18 protein-coding genes are annotated in these 16852 nt (G+C 31.8%); all 18 read left to right on the top strand.

Going from position 1 to position 16852, the window contains the following annotated elements; all coding sequences use genetic code 11:
• Positions 1-39 precede the first annotated feature (39 nt).
• Positions 40-582, top strand: coding sequence for a hypothetical protein (locus RM520_RS10300; protein ID WP_311387971.1), 543 nt, complete (start codon positions 40-42; stop codon positions 580-582).
• A 173-nt stretch (positions 583-755) separates the two neighbouring features.
• A complete protein-coding gene (locus RM520_RS10305; RefSeq protein WP_311387972.1) occupies positions 756-1139 on the top strand; it encodes a hypothetical protein in 384 nt (127 codons plus the stop codon).
• A 264-nt stretch (positions 1140-1403) separates the two neighbouring features.
• Positions 1404-2783 carry a hypothetical protein gene (locus RM520_RS10310; protein WP_311387973.1) on the top strand — a complete coding sequence of 460 codons (1380 nt, stop codon included), beginning with the start codon at positions 1404-1406 and terminating at the stop codon, positions 2781-2783.
• A gap of 176 nt (positions 2784-2959) precedes the next feature.
• On the top strand, positions 2960-3304 hold the full coding sequence (locus tag RM520_RS10315) for a hypothetical protein (protein WP_311387974.1): 345 nt from the start codon (positions 2960-2962) through the stop codon (positions 3302-3304).
• Between the two features lie 492 nt (positions 3305-3796).
• The gene (locus RM520_RS10320; protein WP_311387975.1) at positions 3797-4492 is read left to right on the top strand and encodes a hypothetical protein; all 696 of its coding nucleotides are present in this window, start codon (positions 3797-3799) and stop codon (positions 4490-4492) included.
• 195 nt (positions 4493-4687) lie between these two features.
• Positions 4688-5182, top strand: coding sequence for a hypothetical protein (locus tag RM520_RS10325; protein WP_311387976.1), 495 nt, complete (start codon positions 4688-4690; stop codon positions 5180-5182).
• Between the two features lie 2 nt (positions 5183-5184).
• Positions 5185-5922, top strand: a complete 738-nt coding sequence (locus RM520_RS10330) for a hypothetical protein (protein ID WP_311387977.1) — start codon at positions 5185-5187, stop codon at positions 5920-5922.
• 196 nt (positions 5923-6118) lie between these two features.
• The gene (locus RM520_RS10335; protein WP_311387978.1) at positions 6119-6739 is read left to right on the top strand and encodes an FEKKY domain-containing protein; all 621 of its coding nucleotides are present in this window, start codon (positions 6119-6121) and stop codon (positions 6737-6739) included.
• Positions 6740-6903: 164 nt separating this feature from the next.
• The gene (locus RM520_RS10340) at positions 6904-7185 is read left to right on the top strand and encodes a DUF7957 family protein (protein ID WP_311387979.1); all 282 of its coding nucleotides are present in this window, start codon (positions 6904-6906) and stop codon (positions 7183-7185) included.
• 291 nt (positions 7186-7476) lie between these two features.
• Positions 7477-8373 carry a hypothetical protein gene (locus RM520_RS10345; protein WP_311387980.1) on the top strand — a complete coding sequence of 299 codons (897 nt, stop codon included), beginning with the start codon at positions 7477-7479 and terminating at the stop codon, positions 8371-8373.
• 213 nt (positions 8374-8586) lie between these two features.
• Positions 8587-9714 (top strand): serine hydrolase domain-containing protein, encoded by a 1128-nt coding sequence (locus RM520_RS10350; RefSeq protein WP_311387981.1) that lies wholly within the window; start codon positions 8587-8589, stop codon positions 9712-9714.
• A 152-nt stretch (positions 9715-9866) separates the two neighbouring features.
• A complete protein-coding gene (locus tag RM520_RS10355) occupies positions 9867-10940 on the top strand; it encodes an energy transducer TonB (protein WP_311387982.1) in 1074 nt (357 codons plus the stop codon).
• Positions 10941-11096: 156 nt separating this feature from the next.
• Positions 11097-11879, top strand: coding sequence for a hypothetical protein (locus tag RM520_RS10360; protein WP_311387983.1), 783 nt, complete (start codon positions 11097-11099; stop codon positions 11877-11879).
• 277 nt (positions 11880-12156) lie between these two features.
• On the top strand, positions 12157-12465 hold the full coding sequence (locus tag RM520_RS10365; RefSeq protein WP_311387984.1) for a hypothetical protein: 309 nt from the start codon (positions 12157-12159) through the stop codon (positions 12463-12465).
• Entirely contained in the window at positions 12462-12863 is a 402-nt protein-coding gene (locus RM520_RS10370; RefSeq protein WP_311387985.1) for a hypothetical protein, read from the top strand. Before RM520_RS10365 ends, RM520_RS10370 begins: the two co-directional genes overlap by 4 nt.
• Before the next feature lie 160 nt (positions 12864-13023).
• Complete coding sequence (locus RM520_RS10375; protein ID WP_311387986.1) at positions 13024-14505, top strand: P-loop ATPase, Sll1717 family; 1482 nt, start codon at positions 13024-13026, stop codon at positions 14503-14505.
• A 160-nt stretch (positions 14506-14665) separates the two neighbouring features.
• Positions 14666-15196: a hypothetical protein gene (locus RM520_RS10380; protein WP_311387987.1), complete on the top strand. Its 531-nt coding sequence runs from the start codon at positions 14666-14668 to the stop codon at positions 15194-15196.
• Between the two features lie 961 nt (positions 15197-16157).
• Positions 16158-16667 carry a hypothetical protein gene (locus RM520_RS10385; protein ID WP_311387988.1) on the top strand — a complete coding sequence of 170 codons (510 nt, stop codon included), beginning with the start codon at positions 16158-16160 and terminating at the stop codon, positions 16665-16667.
• Positions 16668-16852 lie beyond the last annotated feature (185 nt).

A 16852-nucleotide genomic window follows, 5' to 3' on the forward strand; every position in this document is an offset into this window, starting at 1 on the left:
TTCGGCTACAAAATCATAGCCGAGACCGTTCTACGCAATTTGAAAAACTTATTTAAAATATCAATCGGACTACTTTTAGTTGTTTCTTGCCAAGAAAAACCAATAAAGGAAATGGCTGTTCCAACTCCAAGTTTTGATTTGAAATCGGACTTATCTGACTTTAAACAAAAAATGACCGTATTGGACACTTTGACTGTGCTGTTTGACCACTCGGTTTGTACTTACCAAGGTTATGAGAGGATTAAAATCACAAAGGGATCCAATTCAATAAAAGTTCGGAGTGAGTTTAAAGAAAGTTCATTCAAAAATCCTGAATGGGATTTAGTTTACGAAAAAAGAATTTCGCCAAACGACACAACTTGGCAGTTTGGACAGTTTCTTGAAAGAAACTCAAAACGCAGGACATCGGACAAAAAAACACGCGGAATTTTAATCGTAGTGAACAGAAACGATACTCTGCAATTCTTTACGGACGGACTTGTGGACTTGAATGGTTTTCTGGAAGATTACTACGTGACCATGCGAAAAATTCATCCGGAAAATAAAAATGGAATTTATGGTTATGTGTTTGAAGACGAATAAAAACTGCGTAGAACAATGGCTATAATTTATGGCTGTAATTCGTTAACTTCAAACTTAGAAACCATCAACGGCTAGATTTGCCACGGCTGGAAATCTAACGATTTTCAAAGCCGCCACAAATCATAGCCGAGACCGTTGTACGCAAGCTAAAATTAACGAATAGTAATTTTAAAATGACAGATGATTTTACTCCGCCAATTAAATCGAGGACAACGGATGAATTGTTAAAAATTGCGGGAGACCCTGATAAATGGAATCCAAAAGCTGTTCTTCTTGCAAATAATGAATTAATCATTCGGAATATCAGTCCAAAAAAAATTGATACAGCAAAATACCTTTCAAAAAAAAGAGCCCGAATCGAAAAGAAAAAAATGGCTAATGAAAGCTATCACATTTGTGACTTCATTTTAAGCCCTTTCCCTACTCTATTCGAAATTATTTTTTCATGGGAATTAAGAAAAGATGGATTCGACCGAAAAGCGAGACAACAAAAATATTTCCGAATCATAATTGGGCTAATAGTTCTACTTTGCATTCTCTACTCCAAGCTAATCTGAGTACTTACTGAAATTAAAAAGCCAGCGTACAACAATGGCTATAATTTATAGCTGAGCTGCTTAAAGGCTTCTCAGGAAATCCTAACGGTTTTCCAAAACTCAATCTCTTTTTGCTAACTTTAGTTCTTCGGCTACAAAATCATAGCCGAGACCGTTGTGCGTAATTTGAGAAAAACTCGTTACTCAACCAAAAGTCCAGTTTACTCAATATGACTTTTCTGAAATTAAAAAGAAAAATACATTTGAGAAACTAAAACCAAATCAATGAATAGACTAATATTTTTATTTCTTTTAACCTACCAATTTGGTCTTTCCCAAAACACCAATAAAGAAGTTTATTTGGTTCATAATTTGTACGCAACTGGATTCGATAATGATGAATATTTATATTCGACTGACAGCATAAAATTCGAAAACAATAGAAAAATTTCTGACTTATTAAATGCAATTTCAAATGTTCATTCCATAAATGACATTTTTAGAGACTCGAAAATAGACACTTTAAAAATATTAAATAACCCTTTAGATTTAATCAATAAGTATAAGCGTTCTAAAGTGGATTGGAATCAAGAGCAAAAAGATTTCATTAAACCTAAACTTCAAGATTTAAAAAATTATAAAAAATACTATTCGGACTACCTTAACAATGGTTGTTGTATAACAATGCACCAAAGGTATCGAGATGAATATCAAATTAGAATTTTTGAAAATAATCTTTTGGTAAATGAAATCACTTCAAGAAAATCTATTGGAGGCTTCAAAATACCTTGGACTAACTCATTAACTGGTGTAAAAAATTATAATTTTGAGATTGAGGAAATAATTCTTGATTCAAGAAAAAAACCAAAACCTTTAAAAGGAAATAGACTTCAAAAATATCTGACAAACAAAATAATCGACTACAATATTACCAAACTTTATGAATTGTCAGCATATACATATAACAAGGAAATTAAGGAATTAGAAGCCGAATTTGATATTAAATACTTTGGAGAAGTATATGGACGTGGTAGGTATATTTGGGATGAACCACAAACGTTCAAAATCAAACTTCACAATAATGAAATGCTTGCAAATATAAACTTGGTTTTTATGGCTTCTAAACAAGGAAAATCCATTTATTCAAGAGATTCAATTATTAGTAACTATAAAAACCCATTAAAAAGAGTTCAGAATATCTCATTTATTACAGGTTACTTAAATGAAAATCCTGAAAGCACTTTAGATATATACTTTTTTAACAACAAAACGATTAATGAATATAATATTGACGGTGTAAATAAAAGTCCAGAAGATTGGGAAAAACAGGACAATTACGTCAAAAGTTTAGAATGGTACAAAACAGCTGACATAAAACCGAGTTTTGATATTGAGAAAGCGATTAAAACCTCTGAAAAAAATAATTGTGGTTGCAATTATCGATTTGACAGAGAATTTATAGAACAAGCCATTTTTTTCGAGATAAGAAATAAAAATAATGATAGTTCTGTTTGGTTTTTGCTTCCAGACGATACTGTTTTATTATATTTAATGCAAGGTCAAAAAGTATTAGAATATGATTACAAAGCGTTTGGAAATGAATACGCTGGAGTTCAATGGCCTTGTAAAAGATTTGAACTAAATGGAAAACTAATAAAAAGATAAAAACTACGCACAACAATGGCTATAAGTAATTGCTTGTTCTCGCCTACTTTGGAAATTCCTGCGGAATTTCCAACTTGGTGTGTACTTGTAAAGTTATGTACTAAACCACGCAACTACTCATAGCCGAGACCGTTATGCACAAGCTTGGAAAAAAGCACACTTTAGATAACAACTAAATGACCGAATTAATAAAAAAATACGCAACTTTATTAATTATAGGACTTGTCCTTTCGCGAGTAATAGCTGCGATAATTCTGCTCGCCATTCCGAATTTATTGACATCTGAATTACCCGATGGTGGAACTTCGACTTTGGGCACTGATTATTTAAGCGGTGGAATTGGGTATCTGATTAACATTGGATTTATAATTCTACTATCAAAGGAGATGAAAAAGGAGCAAATCAAATCTAATTTGATTTTAATAATGACTTTTTTTTCATCATTGATTGGAGTTTTAATTTTTCTACTATCTGTTGCCCAGGAAAAATATAATCAGCCTAAAATCGGAATTAATGAATAGACTTTTGAAAATATTAAATAAATACATAATTCTTTTAATTCTTTGGTCTATCATTAGTACGGCTTGGATTTACATTCAGCCAATCTTTATGCGGAAAGTAATGTTGAGTACGACTGATTTCGAGTCATACTCATTAATAAACTCTTTGCCGACTTATATTGACTATATTATTAGAATAATAATTGTGATACTAATAGCAATCGACTTTAAAAAACACAATTTAAATTATGTTGTGCTGACTTGCATTGCCACATTATTTTATCCTCTATTAGGAATTGTAATATTATCACTTCTATTAATAGAAAAATGGAAAGAAAAAACCAGTGCATAACAACGTATAACCGCAATTACGGCGGATTCGACTACGTCCGAATCCACTCGGAATTGCAAAAGTCAGTACTAAACCGAAAATTAACGCATATTATCCCGTAACTGACGGTTATACGAGACCGTTGTATGCCATTTGAAAAGACTTCTTTCTAGATTATGATAATGCCTTCTGACAAAGACTATAAGTCAACCAAGAAAATAAAACAAAATATTTCGAATATAAAAGAGGAATTCGAACCACTGGCTCAATGGATAGACGAAAAATACGGTGTAAAAACATTGAACCTCATTTTCGACTACATGGATAATGCCAAATCTCATCCTCGACTTCAAGTATGTTTGGAATATGCCATGGATAAAGGGAAGTTTATGGACAACGCGACTTATAACTTTGACGAAACAAAACAAAACGAAATTGCCGAAAAGTTTGCGGAAGTAACTTCGGATTATGAATTAAAAATTAAACAGAATTGGATTAAAAAAATATTCGGACTTACTTACAAATCGACTAATCTATTTGTTTATTTCACCGACTTCGAATCCATTGCTAAAATTGAGGCTAATGAAAAAATTTCGGAAAAAGAAATTAGAAAATTACAGGCGAAAATAAATAACAAGGAGCTTTGGACAATTTCCAGAGCTTTTTCTGGAGTAACCTATTTCCTGTACACTGATGAACAGTTAAAAAAATATCAAGATTCCGAGACTCATAAAAAATGGAAAAATCATTACTATAAATTACTTAAAGAGTATGATGAATTTGACTATTTCAAAAATGATTATTTCTATTTTGAGCTAGATAGTAAAGAGAATTTTGACAAAAATTATGAAAGTAACTGGTATTATTATTATAAATAAAAACGGCATACAACAATGGCTATAATTCATAGCTACATTCTGCTAGCTTAAAAATAATTACTTTTAATACGGCTGGATTTCAGTCCGACAATTCCCGTTGGGAATCGCCGCTACGAAATCATAGCCGAGACCGTTAGCTAACATTTAAAAATATTGGAGATTTTAGACTCAATACTTGAATTTTTCATTTTGTTAATGATTCCATCTTTTGTTCTAGGATTCATAGGAGCAGGATTTGGAATATATGCAGGTTCAAAAAGTAAGGATAAGCGCAAAAAACCTATGAAGTTTGCAAAAATCTTATTTGGTCAATGTATGGCTATTTTGCTTTTATCGAACGGAATATCATGGACTATAAGGTCTCATTCAAGAGCTGAATTGAGAAACATATTGAACGAGAAGGACTTAAAAATTGTTGTAGATGGTGCTAATCTAAGTCTTATTGATACCCAAAAAGTGATTTCTGAATTGAAATCAATAGAACCCCATTTTGGACGGAAATCCTATGAACTAACTGATTTTAAAATCGGGGTTTCATCTAAAAGTAACAGTATGAAATTAATGCTTAGGAAGGATAGAAAAGTTAAAAATCGATACTGGATTTTTTGGAATAAATATGTCGCAACTAGTCAACATGAGATAGGAAAAATTAAATCGAATACTCTGTCAAAAACGTTAGCGAACATTTGAAAATGAACAAACCGACAATAATTCTATTTCTGACTTTGATACTTTTTAGTTGTAAAGAAAAAATTGAAAGGATTGACATTGCAAATGAATTACGAGGGAACACCTTCAATATGACCTCAATTGGAGAAAGGGACACTTTAACTATTGAATTCAAAGACTCGACATTTACTGTTTTCGAATATAGTGATAGAAATTTACCATGGCGAATTGCATCTTTTGAGAATAACACCTTATTGGTTTTTGATAGTCGAGTAATTGCAATTGAGCAAATTGATAAGAACACTCTAAAAGGACTTTTAATATCCGAAAAGGACTATGAAGTCATTCTTGAGAAAAGACAAGTGCGATGGAATAAAGAGTTATTGAATGGAATTTGGATTGAGGAAAAAAATTATGATTTGTTCTTTAATGACAGTATAGTAAAACCGCCCCTGCCACCGGCGCCTCCAGGGGTATCTGAAAGTGATTTTCAATACCCACCTTTTTATGAAATTAAAGGCGATACTATTTCTGCATCATATTTTTATCAAGTTTCCAAATCTGGAATTGACATAAATAATACAACAGAATTCTTAAATCTGGAATTACCAAGTGATTTGGACAAGGTTGAGAAACTATGGAAAATTAAAAAAATTACAGACAGCATAATGATTATCGACAGAGTTATAGAAAAGGAAAAGGAAAAATTTAGTTTCTTAACGACAACCGAAGAAAATATAAAACTGATTAAAAAACGTTAGCTAACAATGGCTATGATTCATAGCTGCAATTCGTTAACTTGAAACTATAAAACTATCAACGGCTGGATTTGCCACGGCTGGAAATCTAACGATTTCCAACGCCGCTACAAATCATAGCCGAGACCGTTGTAAAACATTTAATACCGAAATTTTGCAACATTAGAAAATGAATATCGTCTTTTAAAAAATAGAATTCATGAGAAAATTAATTTTGTCTTTGACATTAGCATTGTGTACATCAATGGTTTTTGCGACTGAAATTGTAGCTACTGTTGTGTTTGAAAACTTAACAGATAAGGAATTAAAATCAGGAGAATTCACAATTATTGACTTGAACAAAAAAATTGAGATTTCCAAAGCAGAAAATTTTAAAATCACTTTACCAGAAAAAGGAAAATATCAATTCAGTTTTGTGTCTGACGACTTTACAGCCTATACTTTTTATCCAACAAGAATAAATAAAAGGAAAAACACAATTACAGTTCGATTAATGAAAAAAATAGAATCCAAGAACGGTGGAATTTATTCTTTCCGGATGAATTTGGAAACTGATTTAACCGATGAACAAATCGAAGACCGAATTACACAAGGGACTTTAAATTTTATTATAAATGGAATTAATAGTTCAATACCAGAAGAATATATGAAATTCAAAGAAAAATATGGAATCGGACTAATTAAAGAAAACTGTGTTATTGACCCAATTTCATTTAAAAAAACAAGAGAAAATAACGAAATGATATTTGATTACCTAAACAGGAAATATGGAACTGAATGGGTGAAGGAATTAAAAACAAAACCATTTGGAATAAAATAAAAACGTTTTACAACAATGGCTATAATTTATAGCCACATTCTGCTAGCTTAAAAATAATTACTTTTAATACGGCTGGATTTCAGTCCGACAATTCCCGTTGGGAATCGCCGCTACGAAATCATAGCCGAGACCGTTGGGCATAATTAAAGGAAACATATCTCCGAATGAGAAAGGTGATTCAGAAAATTGAATATAAAGATAAGCTCATTGAACTTTATGACTGGATGGAGTACAAATCAGATGAGCCAGCTCGGAATGTTGAATGCTACGATTTAGACGGTAAATTGTTATGGACCATCTCATCATTAACAAAAGAGGAAAGAACTGATTGTTGGACAAATATTAATGTTAAGGATGATAAGTTAAAAGCATCCAATTTTATGGGCTATTCTTGTGAAATTGATATGAATGACGGAACAATTATTAACCAAGTATTTACCAAATAAAATTGGTTAGCTAAATAAAGTAATGATTCGAGGACTATAATTATGAATTAAAGAATAACTATGCCCAACAATGGCTATAATCTATAGCTTTTCTTCTACAAAGAATAACTTTTCTTACTTTTAAATAAAAACAAAACCGGTCCGGCGAATATGTAGCTCGGCACTTTTGCTCGCCATCCAAACGCGCCAGCTCCTTTGCGGTTATCCTTGGCGCGGGCCTTTGGCGCAAAACTGCCCATCCGCTACAGTATCATAGCCGAGACCGTTGTAGCCAATTTAAAATAAACCTTTATGAGAAAAATCATCCTCGTAATTTCATTGATTCTAATTTGTATTTCATGTCAGGATAATACTGAATGTAATTATATCGAAAGTTACTACCAAGAGGTGTATTTAGCTGAAGAAGCTTACTACGAAGAAGACTATCAAAAGGTTTTCGACAAAATGTCTGAAGCTACACTAAACTGTAAGCTCCTAAATCAACCTATGATTTATGAAATGATGAAATATGCGGAATCCGCTGCCAGAATAGGAGAAAATGAAAAGACTTTCGAATTGATTAGAGAACTGATATTAAATGGCTATGAAATTAACCAACTTACAGACAATGATGGATTTAAGAACGTAATAGAAACTGCGGAATGGAAAAAAATTGAAAATGAATATGAGAATTTGCATTCAGAATACTTGAACTCAATAAATCTTGACCTAAGAGAAGAAATAGGAGAAATGGAAAGAGCAGACCAATTGTATAGAGTAAGAGGAGAGTATAATGACCAAAAAATTGATAGTATTGATGCTATAAACGAAGAAAAACTTAAAAAAATAGTTAAGGATTTTGGCTATCCTGATGACAGAATAATCGGAGGATATAAAATTGATAATCAACATGTTAACGCAGGTATATTACTATTTCATTTTGATGATTATGAATACTGGACAAGAGAACTCAAAGAATTGATAAAAACTGGTCAAGCACCACCACGAAGTTTAGGGACTTTTGTGGATAGTTACAAAAGAAGAGTTCCTGAAGAAAAAAAATATATTTATGGTATATATGACAATGCTAGAGAAAATGAAATTGTCGAATTTGAGAAACTTGACGCAAGGAGAACTTCGATTGGCCTTCCGCCGATGGCTTTAAAAAAGAGAGTAGATGAGTTAAGAAGGGCGTACTATGCGCAATAAAAACTGGCTACAACAAAGGCTATAATTTATAGCTAGCCATTTAAAGGCAAATCAGGAAATCCTAACGGATTTCCAAAACTCAATCTCTTTTTGCTAACTTTAGTTCTACGGCTACAAAATCATAGCCGAGACCGTTACCCAACATTTGACGAACGAGCTGAGCATTAAGAAAAATATGGCTTAATTCTTGAGTTGAATACCCAAAGAAACAATATGAAATACTCTTTACTCTTTAAAGCTCTTTTTTTAATTGTTTCATTTGGAACATCATTTTCTCAAGAGAATAGTTCAGGCGATATTATTTCAGGAATTATCCAAAAAAACGCTCAAAAGTTCATAAAAAATAAGAACATAAATTCTGTTTCAATAGGAATCTATAAAGACGGTCAAGTTTACACCGAACACTTTGGGGAAATAATAAAAGGAAAGAATAACCCTCCTAATGACAATACTGTTTATGAAGTGGGTTCTGTTTCAAAAACCATTACTGGTTATCTCGTTGCCAAAGCCGTTCTAGAGCAAAAAATTCAACTAGAAGATGATATTAGAATTTATTTAGAAGGAGATTATTTAAACTTGGAATATAACAGCACACCAATCTCAATACGGAACTTAATTACACACACTAGCGGATTACCAATGTTCCTTCCTTTCAAAATGAACGGATTGTATGAAAAACTTACCGAAGAAGTCCCTAATGAGTATTTGGCATTAGAAAAATCATACAGTAAAGAGAAATTTTTAGCTGATTTAGCGAGTGTATCAATAACCGCAAAACCAGGTACCAATTATTTGTATTCCAATGCTGGTACCGAGTTAATTGGAAAGATACTAGAAACAATCTATCACAAAAGTATCGACGAGTTACTTAAAGAAAATTTCTCTACTAAATTCAATACGCCAACTGCACAAATTAAATTGGACTCAATACAAAATAAAAAACTTGTTCGCGGATATTGGATGAACAGTCAAACAACTGCGCCCAACAATTTGAACCCTCTTTGGGGAACAGCAGGAGGCATAAAAATGACAATTATTGATATGATGGAATACGTTGAATTACAACTAAACAATAAAAACCCTATAATATCTGAATCCCATAAAGCGCTTTATGAGGTACGTAGCCCTTTGAATATAGCCTATTTTTGGCGTGTCTGGAAAGATAAATATGGAACATCATATAATCATCACGGAGGAACAAGTGGTACTCAAAATTGGTTGTTCATTTATCCAAAATATAATTTAGGAATATCAATTATAACCAATCAAAGTGGACCTAAAACACCAAACCTGTTAAGTAAAACAGCTCAAAAAATCCTTAAAGAATTAATAAAAGAATAAAACGTTGGGTAACAATGCCTATAATTTATAGCTGACCAGCTTAAAGGCTACTCAGCAAATCCTAACGGATTTCCAAAACTCAATCTCTTTTTGCTAACTTTAGTTCTTCGGCCACAAAATCATAGCCGAGACCGTTGTGCCCAATTATAAATATGACAAATAGAGTTATTTCACTACTAGTTTTCTTTTTTGCCATCTCATCAAATGGACAGGAATTACAAAACCTCTATTTCGATAAAGCTTGGCAACTGTGTGCAGCCGAAAATGCCTCTTACACTCGAAAAATTGTGGTTAAAGAAAATCTCCATTTTGAAGGTAATTTCACAGACACAAACAAAGAAGGAATAGTTATTACAGAGGGTAATTACTCAAACAATAAAAAAAATGGAAATTTCATATACCGATATGAGAATGGCAAGGAACATATTTTAGGAACTTACCAAGATGATATGCCAACCGGAATTTGGGAATTTTACTTTCCGTCAGGTGTTTTAAAATATAAAATCGAACTTATTGATAAAGAATTTATCTTTCTTGAACTAAATGACAAAAAAGGGAAATCACAATTAAATAAACCCTTTTTGACTTGGGAATACCCTTACTCCAATGGAACAGGAATTAAAGGGAAGTTGAATCTTGGTCAGAAAAATGGTAAATGGTATTTAATTGAAAACGGAAAAACAATTGGTTATCAGATTTACAAAAACGGTAAGTTCAAAAAGACATTTGAAACTTTGGTAAAAACTTTCACAAAGAATAGATTAATATCAAACAGAATATTCACACCTCTTTATCTCACCTATTCCGAATTGTTAAACACTTCACACGGAATTTCGCAGTTGGACTATCCATTTTTGAAGGGACTTCCTAGTTACGGAAGTCTTGGCGACGGAGTAGGATTGAAAGACGGAGAAATATTAATGAACTTAGACTCTCCTCCTCTATTTTTGGGTGGCAAAGATAGATTTAAACAAATCGTAAGAGAAAATATTCGGCCAACCCAAGAGATGTATGGCCATTCAGGAAAAGTCTTCATTGAATTATACATAAATAAAGATGGAGATGCTTACCAGTTAAGAAAATTGAGGAGCGATGATGAAGTTTTAGATGCTGAAGCAATTCGGCTTGCAAAATTAATGGTGGAATGGAAACCTGCTATTCTCAATGGCCAGGCAATTGAATCAAAAATAACCATACCAATAGCTCTAAACTTTAAACAAAAATAACTGGGCACAACAATGGCTATAATTCATAGCTAGCCATTTAAAGTCTACTCAGGAAATCCTAACGGATTTCCATAACTCAATCTCTTTTTGCTAACTTTAGTTCTTCGGCTACAAAATCATAGCCGAGACCGTTACCACACATTTGAGAAAAACTATATGAATAGAATAATAACGATACTAATTTTAGCAATTTGTTTAACGAGTTGTTCTGACAATAAAATTGAAAAGAAAGGATTTCAAGTAAGTGAAATTTCAGAAGATGAAAACGGACAAAAAATTGTCGGACTGAATATTGATTCTTTAAAACTTGAGACAAGACCAAGAAATGTGCTTTTGACTAATAATCCTGAACATAGAATTTCACCAATTTACAAAGTCAATTATAATAAGAAAAAAGAACCCTACACAGGCTCAAACTCTTACCACACGAATTGGAATAATAATTACGAAGACGGTAACAATTGGAACAACAATTTTATGCCAGGATTTGAAGCTGTTTATGGATATAATTTTGTAAATATTTCTCACTACAATAATCAAACGAAAAAGGAAAACAAACTTTTTGAAAAACCAGTTCTAATCAAAACATTATACTATCCAGCTTTCACAAAAGACACTCTGAATTTTGAACCTGTAAATCGAAAATATTATATGGTTTCTGTTTATGACGAAGATTCTAATAAAGATGGTTTTATAAATGTAAAAGATTTGAGAAAATTCTATCATTTTGACATTGAGGGAAAAAACAAACGGAATTTAATACCTGCAAATTATTCAGTAATGAGTTCGGAATATGATTCAGCAAATGATTTTATGTATGTGTTTGCAAAAGCTGATAAGAATCAAAACGGACAAATGGAACAGAATGAACCTACAGATATATTTTGGATTGATTTAAAAAACCCCGAAAATGTTGGAATTCAATATAAAACGGAATAAAAACGTGTGGTAACACGGTGTATAAAACATAGCTAATAAGTGCTCAACCGAAAGGTTTGTGTATATTTAGAAAGTCCGCCAAATTTTTAATTTGGCTTTTAAAATTGATAAGTTAAAAACAAAATATAAAAATTCGGCTCAGTGTTAACCCGAAAAGTTAGTGTCTTTTTGCACGCTACGTTCCATACACAAGTCCGTTGCCAACAATATGAAAAACTGGATTTATCTAATATTAATAATAAGCTGCTTTGGCTGCAAGGGACAGGAAAAAAAGTGTTTGGACTACAAGACTGGAAAGTTTAAATACGTTTTGAAAAATAGACCTGAATTAATCACTCGGACGGACTCAACGCAGGTAGAGATAAATCCAATAACAAAAGTCGAAGTTTATTCATCAATCGTATGGAAATCGAAATGTGAATATGTGATGACTTATGAGACAATTTTAAACTATCCAGAAGATGCCAGTAATATGATTGGACAAAAAATAAACGTCAAGATAATAAGTACTGATTCAAAAGGCTATAAAGTACACGCCACCAGCCCAAGGATTGACAATATTCTCGAATTTAGAATTGTTGAATGAAAAAACTTCTAATACTCTTATTCTTAGGCATTGGGTTATCTTCTTGTGGTCAAGACCTAAAATGTGCGGACTTTAAGAATGGAACCTTTCTAATTCCCGGAGATTCAATTTATCCTATCAGTTCTAATATAATCCGAAAAAATGGAAGACAAGTCGAATGGGAAAAAGAAGGAGACAGTACTCATGCGGTAATAAAATATCTGGACGATTGCAATTGGGTTCTGACCTATGATACGGAATTAAACGTGTTGGATGAACTGGAACAATTAATAAACGATTCAGGTGGAGTAAAAGTTGAAGTGCTGGAAATAAAAGGGGATACTCTTTTCTATAATGGGATTTTGAAAAATGACACTTTACGCTTCGAACAACCTGGAACAATTATAAAACTGAAATAAATACTGTTGGCAACAATGGCTATAATTTATAGCTGAGCTGTCTAAAGGCTACTCAGGAAATCCTAACGGATTTCCTAAACTCAGTCCCTTTTTGCTAACTTTAGTTCTTCGGCTACAAAATCATAGCCGAGACCGTTGGGCATAATTTGAATAAACATTAATGGAAATATCAAAATGGCTACCTAAATTCAAAGTCTCTGCTGAACGAGACACCAATATTGGAAATTATTTTTATGACAATGGAGTAATCATAAAGATTATGGACAAAGATAAATGGTTGGTTTTAGGTAGAAAAGGAACAGGAAAAACAGCACTTTACAAATACCTCAATGATTACCTTAAAAAAGATAATTTTGATAATAAAACAATTATTCCGTTTAACTTCTCTTCATATCCTTGGCCAGTTCATAATCTTTACAAAGAAACCAGTCAAAATAATCTTAATTCATATAAAAAGAGTTGGAAATTTCTATTTTACACACAAATATTTTCACAATTAATAGCAAAAAAAGAGAGGAATAAAATCAAACTTTCTTCGGAACTGAAATTGATAAAATCAATATTTAAAAATATTTACGGTAAACCTGAATTTGCAGTAAATGACACTTTAAAATCTAAACTATTATCTATAAAAAAAATAAGTTTACCTGGTATAGATTTAGAAAGTTTGGATTGGTCATTGACTTTGGGAACGTTAGAGTTTGATGATGTAGATGTGAGTGTTGATGATATTAAAAAAATAAGAAATAATGTATTTTCTCTACTCAACTATCTTGAGAAGGCTATCTCAAAAGAACTAAAAGATGAAAATTTCATAATCTTAATAGATAATTTAGATGAAGATTGGCTAATTGAAAACATTGAGCAGTCCAAGCTTTTAATAACGAACCTGTTAAGTACAATAAATGAGATTAACAATAATATTAAAGGAGTTAAAATAATAACTTTTCTTCGCGTTGACATTTTTGAAGAACTCAAATTTAATGATAAGAACAAGTTTTCGCAGGACACAGCAGTAGAAATAAAGTGGTCAAAAAAAGATTTAGAAGAAATGCTTTTCTCGAGAATTATAAAATTTGCACCTAGTGAATTTTTAAATAAAGAAAAGGATAATGTTAATGTTCTATTCAATTATAAAAAAGTAAAATACAACTCTCTTCCTATTCATTATATACTAAAACAGACCTTTTTTCGACCAAGGGATATATTAGTTTTTGTTAATATTATGAGTGATGAATCTCAAAAAAAGAGAACTAAAACAAAATATTTTACACCTGAAATTATATATAATTCAGAAAACGAATATTCTACATATTTATATGATGAAATTATGGACGAATGGTCTAATCAAAAGCCAAGTATTTCTGATTATTTAGCAGTTATTCAATCAATTGGTAAACCGAAATTTAAGTATAATGAATACTTAATAACAATAGCTCAACATTTTGCTTTTAAGGAAGAGAAAATGAACGTTTCAAAATCAAAAGTAATTGAAATATTAAAATTTTTGTTTTCGATATCAGTAGTTGGTCAAGTCCATAAAGGGAAAATAATATTCAATGTTGACAAACCATTTCATCAAATAAATATTAATGAAAATTTTGTAGTCAATTATGGATTACATAAAAGATTATCTATATAAAAACTATGCCCAACAATGGCTATAAGTAATTGCTTGTTCTCGCCTACTTCTGAAAATCCTCGCGGATTTTCAGTTTGGTGCGTACTTGCAAAGTTGAGTACTAACCCACGCAACTACTCATAGCCGAGACCGTTGCCCACAATTTGAGAAAAGCATTTTAATGGACAAAATAATTTTAGAAGATAGATTTACTACACATCAAAAAATCACATTTCTTCTTTATATAGGAGCACCTTTTATAATCGGAATTGTTGCATTATTAAAAATGGGTTTCAATTCAAATCTGAATTACAAAGGTTATCTGACTTTAATAATATTACTGACTATTTATTCTTTGTTAATCTCAATTGCATTTTTAAAAAGAGGATTCGTAAAATTGAACTCGAATCTTTACAGAGGTTCATTTTTTTATAAAAAAATGTTTTTTAAAAAAAGAATTGATATTTCTAAAACACCAAAAGTCGCTGTGCTAAAATTCAAAAAATCTCAAAAACTTGCTTGGTTTAGTGCTGCAAAACCTGATTTAGCAACTGAATTTAATAGTTTTGAAATTAATATCTTGAATGATAAACACACAAAACGTGAATCAATAATTGATTTAAAAAACAAAGACAACGTCGAGCGGACAATTAATTTTTTGACCACACATTTTGATTTGAAAAATGAAATATTTAGTCCTGATTTTAGATAAAAAACTGTGGGCAACAATGGCTATAACACATAGCTCGTTTTCTCAAATAAGAGCAACTTTTCTTACTTTTAAAAAAAAACAAATAGGTCCAGCAAATATGTAGCTCGGCACTTTTGCTCGCCATCCAAACGCGCCAGCTGCTTTGCGGTTATCCTTAGCGCGGGCCTTTGGCGCAAAACTGCCCATCCGCTACGGTATCATAGCCGAGACCGTTGTAAGCAATTTATAAAATGTGAATTCCAACTGGAAATTAATAGAAAAATCGCTGAGCATTTTATCAATTGTGTTCGGAATATTTGTTATCCTGTCAGTATTTTATACTTGGGAAGAACTACTATCGAGATATTTCGACACTGGTTTAATAACTTGGGACAACTTGTCTCTTTTTAAGATTTTTAAGAACACCCACTTTTTCATGTTCTTGGGAATTCTAAGTCTTGTTTCTGGTATATTACTACTCAAAAACAAAAAGAGCGGTTGGATTTCAAATCTAGCTTGCTGGATTTCCTATTCGATTGGAATTATCATAGTTTATTGGAAAGGCAATCGAAGTGGCAATTTACTTATCGAAAGCCAGACCCATTTTGTAATAATTCTGTTTATAGTAGTCTTATTCTTAATTTTTGCTTCCTTGCTCATGTCAAAACCAATTAGGTCAAAATATAAGCCGACATCTAATTCCTGGATAGTAATTGGACTTATTATTTTAACATTTGCCTTGGACAAGATACTGATAGATTAAAAACTGCTTACAACAATGGCTATAAATTATAGCTGTAATTCGTTAACTTCAAACTTATAAAACATCAATGGCTGGATTTGACACGGCAGGAAATCTAACGATTTCCAACGCCGCTACAAATCATAGCCGAGACCGTTGTACTTAATTATGAAAAAGCACCTCTTGACATTATTAATTTGTGTAATCTCATCACTGAGTTCCTGTAAATCAAACCAAAAATTGATTACAGAAAAGACATTTCCCGACTTTTTTGGTAATGACCTTGATTTCTTAGGTAGCTTCAAAACTATTACTGAAACTGATAACGGCGATATTATAAATTATTATGAAGAACTAAATTTAAAAACTGTCCGAAATAAAGAAAACTACGAATTTTGGATTGACAACCTTTTAGTCCATTCATTGCCAACAAAAGCGAATAATGAATGTAGAGTACTGGAAGTATTTAAAAAAAACTTCTTACTTATATCAAAAGGTAGTTGTGGAATAGCCACCCCTGATTTTGTCGATAGAAATGATGTTAAAGTAATAGATTTAAATTCGAATAATATTTACAGATTCTCACTTGAAGAATTGAAACTCACACGCTCCATTGAAATGGCAAATGTCGGATATCCTAATTCGAAAATTTATTCGGCAATTGTAAGTTTTGATTTAGAATCACAAATAATAAAAATATACAATCAATCTTTGGGGATTTTAGAAGTAAATATGACGGAAAATAACTAAGTACAACACAACCTATAAACAATACGGGCTTCGCGCTTAAACGAAAGGTTTGCGTATTTTTATGAAGACCGCAAAATCTTATGGATTTTGCTCTGGAAAGGAAAAAATAAATCAAAACCAAAAGATTTCGCTATGTGCGTGGCGGAAAGCAAACGCTAATTTACTCCCATACTGTTCATAGCTCA

This window comes from Croceitalea vernalis (assembly GCF_031846405.1).
GTDB classification, from domain to species: domain Bacteria; phylum Bacteroidota; class Bacteroidia; order Flavobacteriales; family Flavobacteriaceae; genus Croceitalea; species Croceitalea vernalis.

Excerpts from the sequence above, each read along its gene's own strand:
- RM520_RS10330 (WP_311387977.1), top strand. The coding sequence starts at position 5,185 with ATGAACAAACCGACAATAATTCTATTTCTGACTTTGATACTTTTTAGT.
- RM520_RS10350 (WP_311387981.1), top strand. The coding sequence starts at position 8,587 with ATGAAATACTCTTTACTCTTTAAAGCTCTTTTTTTAATTGTTTCATTT.
- RM520_RS10340 (WP_311387979.1), top strand. The coding sequence starts at position 6,904 with ATGAGAAAGGTGATTCAGAAAATTGAATATAAAGATAAGCTCATTGAA.
- RM520_RS10345 (WP_311387980.1), top strand. The coding sequence starts at position 7,477 with ATGAGAAAAATCATCCTCGTAATTTCATTGATTCTAATTTGTATTTCA.
- RM520_RS10360 (WP_311387983.1), top strand. The coding sequence starts at position 11,097 with ATGAATAGAATAATAACGATACTAATTTTAGCAATTTGTTTAACGAGT.
- RM520_RS10370 (WP_311387985.1), top strand. The coding sequence starts at position 12,462 with ATGAAAAAACTTCTAATACTCTTATTCTTAGGCATTGGGTTATCTTCT.
- RM520_RS10310 (WP_311387973.1), top strand. The coding sequence starts at position 1,404 with ATGAATAGACTAATATTTTTATTTCTTTTAACCTACCAATTTGGTCTT.
- RM520_RS10355 (WP_311387982.1), top strand. The coding sequence starts at position 9,867 with ATGACAAATAGAGTTATTTCACTACTAGTTTTCTTTTTTGCCATCTCA.
- RM520_RS10315 (WP_311387974.1), top strand. The coding sequence starts at position 2,960 with ATGACCGAATTAATAAAAAAATACGCAACTTTATTAATTATAGGACTT.
- RM520_RS10325 (WP_311387976.1), top strand. The coding sequence starts at position 4,688 with ATGATTCCATCTTTTGTTCTAGGATTCATAGGAGCAGGATTTGGAATA.
- RM520_RS10335 (WP_311387978.1), top strand. The coding sequence starts at position 6,119 with ATGAGAAAATTAATTTTGTCTTTGACATTAGCATTGTGTACATCAATG.
- RM520_RS10375 (WP_311387986.1), top strand. The coding sequence starts at position 13,024 with ATGGAAATATCAAAATGGCTACCTAAATTCAAAGTCTCTGCTGAACGA.
- RM520_RS10380 (WP_311387987.1), top strand. The coding sequence starts at position 14,666 with ATGGACAAAATAATTTTAGAAGATAGATTTACTACACATCAAAAAATC.
- RM520_RS10305 (WP_311387972.1), top strand. The coding sequence starts at position 756 with ATGACAGATGATTTTACTCCGCCAATTAAATCGAGGACAACGGATGAA.
- RM520_RS10320 (WP_311387975.1), top strand. The coding sequence starts at position 3,797 with ATGCCTTCTGACAAAGACTATAAGTCAACCAAGAAAATAAAACAAAAT.